The organism is Mycolicibacterium peregrinum, from assembly GCF_001665625.1.
Lineage (GTDB): Bacteria > Actinomycetota > Actinomycetes > Mycobacteriales > Mycobacteriaceae > Mycobacterium > Mycobacterium peregrinum_B.
In genome coordinates this window covers 1-4763 of sequence record NZ_LZSY01000027.1, presented here as the reverse complement: position 1 = coordinate 4763, position 4763 = coordinate 1, and the positions used below count along the sequence as shown (strand labels likewise).

Genomic DNA, 4763 nt, shown 5'->3' with positions numbered 1-4763 from the left:
AGCACCCGACCGAAGCGGGTCACGTTGTCGACCACGATGATCGAGCCCGGCCGACCCAGTCGGATCGCCCACTCGACGTAGCGGACGTTGTTCTCCTTGTCCGCATCGATGAAGACCAGGTCGAAGACGTCACCACGTTCGGCCAGCCGCGGCAACGTGTCGAGTGCGGCGCCGACGATCACCTCGACCCGGTCCGCCAGGCCGGCCCGCGCCAGATTGGCCCGTGCCACCTCGGCATGACGCGGCTCGTATTCGAGCGTGACGACGCTGCCGTCGGGTCCCACACCACGGGCCAGGTTAATGGTGCTGTACCCGGCGAGCGTGCCGATCTCAAGCGCCCGACGCGCCCCGGAAATCGTCGCGAGCAGCGACAGCAGCTTGCCGTGCTGAGCCGACACCTCGATGGCCGGCATGTCGGCGGCGTGTGCGGACTGACGCGCCGCGATCAGCGCCTCGTCCTCGGTGCGCAGCACCTCGTTGAACATGGCATCGACGTCAGCGGCCTCGGTCATGTGCGCCAGAGTAGCGTCAGGATGCCAGACCGAGTATCCGCTGCTCGAAGAGGTCGGCGCCGTACTCCACCCCGCCCGTCTCCGCGAATCCGGCAGCCACCCGACGCGCTCCCGCTGCCATCCCCACCGCTTCTCGCACCTTCTCACGCAACCGATCCGGCGTCAGCCGCCGAGCCGGTAACCGGGTGCCACACCCCGCCACGTCCACCCTGCGGGCCACCTCGAGCTGGTCCCGCCCGTAGGGCACGACGCACACCGGGACGCCGCGGGCGAGCGCCTTCTGCGTCGCCCCCATCCCACCGTGGGTGACGGCGCAGATCGCGCGATCCAGAACCAGGCCGTGCGGAACGAACTGACACACAGTCACATTCGCAGCCGATTTCAGGTCAGGTGGCACCCCGGACGGCATCGTCGCCACCACGTGTACCGGCTCGCCGGCCAGCGCCCGGACGGCAACGGCCGCGAGTTCGGCGTCGGCCTGTTTCTCCGAAGAGGTGGTCACCAGGATGATCGGTCGGTCAACCTCGGCCAACCAGTCCGGTACGCCACCACCATCCGTTTCCATCACACAGGGCCCGATCATCTGGACGGCGTCGCCCCACTCGGTGGCCGGATACTGGAACGGCTTACCGCTGGTCAGCAGGATCAGGGGTGCGCACCGGAGGAACTCGTCCATCGAATCAGCCTGCGGCAGCTGAACTTCGGCACGAACCCGGTTGATGGGGGGCAGCATGATCTTCTCAAGCGGCCTGACCACCAGGGCCCGCACTGCGGCGTCACGCAGCCGGCCGGCCACCCCAGTCCAAGGTGGTAGGCCCAACCCAAACGGCGGCACGCCGGCCGCCCTCAGAGGCAGTGTGTACGGAGCGAAACTCGCCCAGGGGACCGATCCCGCCTGTGCCGCCGATTGGGCACCCCAGCAGTTGACGTCGACAAGCAGCGCGTCGGGCCTGACCTGATGCACAGCGTCCGCGACGTCGGCGGTCTCGTAGCCGGCTCGCCGACCGAAGGACGAAACCCCCAACTTCAACGCATCTCGTGGGTTGGCAGCCTTCCAGTCGTCGATCTCAATTGCTTCGATCCGCGGGTCGATGCGTTCGGCGGCGAAGCCGAGCTGCCGAGCGATATCCAGCCCGGCGGACAAGGTCCGCACATGCACGGTGTGGCCCCGACCCGACAGTTCGGCCAGCAACGCACTCATCGGAAGCAGGTGACCGAGCGCCGGCGAGGTGTAGGCCAGGATCGTCGCCACGGCTACGTCATTCTCCGGGCGGTATCGAGCCTGCCTCGGGCCTCCAGCTTTTCGCACAGCGCCAGGTACTGCGCGGACAGTTCGCTGTAGTCCGCCGCGTCCCCGTCGGCCTGCGCCAACATGGCCCGTGACCGCAACCACCACAGGTCGAGTGCCGCGATTCCCGGTCGTAGCCCTCGCCACTGTTCGACCACTTCGCGTGCCTCGGCTCGCTCCTCTTCGGAGCCGGACTCGATGAGGAGTTCGACGAGCGTCTCCCCGAGTCGTCCGAGGAAGAATTTGGAGCCGCCGGCGGCGTATCTCGCGAAGCCGGACCGCAGCTCGGCGAGGGCCTGCTCGCGGTCTCCGTTGTAGGCCGCGTCGACGGCGAGGTCGGCGATGATGGTGGGCTTGATGAATGTCATCGAGCTGTGCGCGTCGATGAACGAAAGTGCTTGCCGCAGGCCATTGACCGCTTCGGTGTCGGGCCGGGGCAGCGCACGCAGTACGGCGGTGCCGCGCGCCCACCGTGTGCACACGACGCCGCTGCTGTCCCCGATCGTGTCGGCGGCCAGCACTGCCTGGTCGAGGGAGTCGATGAACTCATCGGTATGGCACAAACCCAGCGCCACCGCCGCTCCCGCGTACAGCACGGTGTGGGTGAACGTCATCGGCCGGTCGGCTTGCGCCAGTTCGATGCCTTCGTGCAGGTGGCGGCGTCCCTGCTCGGACCGGCCCAGACACAATTCCAGAAGACCCCGAAGCGCCTGAGCAGGAGCAAGTTCGGTGGGCGGGGTCCGGTCGACGTCGAGTAGGTCGATGGCCTGCAGCCCCGATTCGAGCTCGCAGTTGGCCAGCTTCGCGAAGGCGACCGCATTCACCACGATGCCGGTGGCCTCGGCGTCCCAGTGGGCGTCCTCGGCCATCCGATGTAACTCCGAGGCGAGCGCCGCGGCCTCCCTCAGGTTCTCCTCGTTGACGGTGAGGGACCACAGCTGACCGGCGGTGCCGATGGCGAGCGATCTCATGTCGTCGGTCTGCGTTGCCATATCCCGGAATTCACGGTAGCGCTGCGCGGTGGCGTCGTCGTTGCCGACATACAGCGAGGTCGACACCAGCAGTGCACGGGGTGCCACCTGTAGGTCGGCCACCTCGGGCTGGTCCGGTGGCAGCCCGTCGGCAATGCGTTGGGCATGCTCCCACTGCTCACGCGCTGCGGGGATGTCACGCACTCGAATCCATTGTCCTGCACGCATATACCAGCGATATGCCGCGACGAGATCGCCGGCCGACTCGAGGTGGGCGGCGATCAACGCGGCATTCTCGTCAGCGGCCCCGGGATCCCGCCACTCGATGGCGGCGGCCAGACGACCGTGGGCACGAGCCCGGTCACGGTTCAGTTGTGACTCGTAGGCCACCGTCCGGACCAGTGGATGATGGAAGCAATACCGTTGCCGAGGAACGAATTCGGTCTGGTCGATCAGTTCCGCAGAGACCAGCTCGGGCAGTCCGTCGGGTTCAGCCTCCGGTTGCAGCATGCGCAGTGTGTCGGTGTCGAAATCCGTGCCGATCACCGAAGCCGCGTTGAGTGCCCGCTTGGCGTGCGCCGACAGCCGGTCGATACGTGCCGCCAGGACGGCCTGAACCGTCGCGGGGACCGAGATGCGGTCGAGATTACTTGTCATCCGGTAATTCCCGCGACTGCCCGCCAGTACGCCCCGACCGGCGAGATCGCGGACGATCTCTTCGACGAAATACGGATTGCCTACCGCCACGCCCGCGATGCGGGCAGCCAGCCCGGTCAGCGACGGGTCCTCGCCCAGGTGGTGGCCGACCAGGCGGGCTGCGACCGGCGCCGGTAGCGGGTGCAACCTGATGGTCGACGACCGGTCGCGGCGCAGCGCTCCGTGATACTCCGGCCGATAGGTGGAGACAACGGTGGCTGTCGCCACATCGCCGATCTCGGCCACGAAATCGGCGAGCACCTCGTCACTCGGGGCGTCGATCCAGTGCACGTCTTCGAGAACGAAGACCGTCGGGGCGTCAGCGACCCGAACCGCGGTGGCCATGAGTTCCACCAGTCTTCGCCGCCGGCTCTCCAGAGCGATGCTCGCATCGAGCGAGGCGGCGTCACCGATTCCCATGGCCTCGAACAGCACTCCGGCGTCCGGGGACTGCACCGTCAAGTGTCCATGGAACTGTTCAATGGTGTGCTTGCGCGCCGCATCCGGACTCAGCCCATCCACGCCGAACATGCCGCGGAGCACCAGCGAGAGCATGCGGAAAGCCAACACGGAGGCGTGTGCCTCACCACCGGCCACCACAATCCGGGCACCCCGACGTTCCGTCGCCGCCGCGAAGTCGCTGACCAGACGGCTCTTCCCCAAACCCGGCTCGCCGATCACTCCGACGAACTCACCCGCTTCGGAATCGAAGGCCTCTTGCAGGTGATCCAGTTCCGCGGCCCGACCCAGCAGCACACCGGCAGTTCGACCCAGCACGGCGCCGCCGGTTTCGACCGAGTGCAGCTGCCGTGCCGCCACGGGCTCCTCGAACCCCTTGACCGTGACGTACCTCGTAGGTCCGAGCCGCGCTCCGTCGTCGACCAGTCGGGCGGTGGACAGGGAGCACATCACCCCGCCCGCGGGGGCGACCGATTCCATGCGCTGGGCCAGACCGACTGGATGGCCGACAGCGGTGTAGCCGCCCGAACCGATCTCCCCGGCAACGACCTCACCGGAGTTCAGCCCGACCCGCAGACTCAGCGCGACGCCGTCACGGCGGGACACCTCGGCGGCCAGCTCGGTGGCCACTGTCTGGATCTCCAGCGCCGCGATGCACGCGAGGAGAGCGTGATCCTCCAGCGCGGCCGGCGCACCGAACAGCGCCATCAGTCCGTCACCGGTGAACTTGTCCACCGTTCCGCGGTAGCGCTGCACCACCACCGCGGCCCGGTTGAACAACTCGTTCATGATTTCGCGAAGTCGCTCGGTATCGACCGCGGCGGCGAGTTTCATCGA

The 4763-nt window shown here is 67.5% G+C and carries 3 protein-coding genes; all 3 read right to left on the bottom strand.

The features are described 5' to 3' along the window. A partial coding sequence (locus A5779_RS04335) for an O-methyltransferase (RefSeq protein ID WP_064879325.1) occupies positions 1–512 on the bottom strand: 512 nt, incomplete at its 3' end. 16 nt (positions 513–528) lie between these two features. Beyond that, on the bottom strand, positions 529–1764 hold the full coding sequence (locus tag A5779_RS04330) for a glycosyltransferase (protein WP_064879323.1): 1236 nt from the start codon (positions 1762–1764) through the stop codon (positions 529–531). 2 nt (positions 1765–1766) lie between these two features. After that, positions 1767–4763, bottom strand: a 2997-nt coding sequence (locus tag A5779_RS04325) for an ATP-binding protein (RefSeq protein ID WP_064879321.1), incomplete at its 5' end; no start/stop codon positions are given.